Origin of the sequence: Nonomuraea antimicrobica (genome assembly GCF_039536965.1) — a bacterium.
Classification (GTDB): Bacteria; Actinomycetota; Actinomycetes; order Streptosporangiales; family Streptosporangiaceae; genus Nonomuraea; species Nonomuraea antimicrobica.
Window position 1 is genome coordinate 1 of the sequence record NZ_BAAAZP010000297.1, and the last position, 799, is coordinate 799.

The 799-nt window shown below is 65.3% G+C and carries 1 pseudogene; it reads right to left on the reverse strand.

Features of this window, described 5'->3' with window-relative positions:
* Window positions 1-799: pseudogene (locus tag ABD844_RS52855) on the reverse strand (DNA polymerase III subunit alpha); the annotation flags it as partial.

Sequence of the window (799 nt, forward strand, 5' to 3'; positions counted from 1 at the left end):
GCGGATGTCGTTGTCGGACTCGTACAGGCCGCGGATCTCGGTGCCCTCGTTGTAGCGGGGGTGATTCTCGTTGAACATGTCCACCAGGGGGACGCCCTTGCCCATGACGTCCGGCGGCATCGCCTTGGTGATCTTGTCGCCCATGGGGAACGGGTAGCCGAGGATGCGGTTGGCGTCCTTGACGGCAGCCTTGGCCTTGATCGTGTTGAACGTGTTGACCTGCGCGGTCATCGCCGCACCGTACTTCTCGGTGACGTAGGCCACCATACGGTCGCGCTGGCGGTCGTCGAAGTCGAGGTCAACGTCGGGCGGGTTGATCCGCTCCGGGTTGAGGAACCGCTCGAACAGCAGACCGTGCTCCAGCGGGTCCAGTTCGGTGATGCGGGTGGCGTAGGCGACGATCGACCCGGTGGCCGACCCACGGCCGGGGCCAACCGCGATGCCGTTATCCCGGGCGTGCCGGCAGATGTCGGCGACCACGAGGAAGTAGGAGGAGAACTGCATCGGGCCGATGACCTTCATCTCGGTCTCGTACCGCTCCATCACCTCAGCAGGGACGGGGGTGCCGTAGCGCAGTTCCAGGCCGCGCTCCACCTCCTTACGCAGCCACGACTCCTGCGTCTCCCCCTCCGGCACGTCAGGGAAGTCCGGCATCCGGTTGACCTCAGCGAACACCTCGCTGTAGTCGCCGACCATCTCGGCGACGAGCAGCGTGTTGTCGCACGCCTCCGGCAGTTCGGGGAACAGGGCGTACATCTCATCGGCGGACTTGAGGTAGTAGCCAGACCCGTTGAACCGG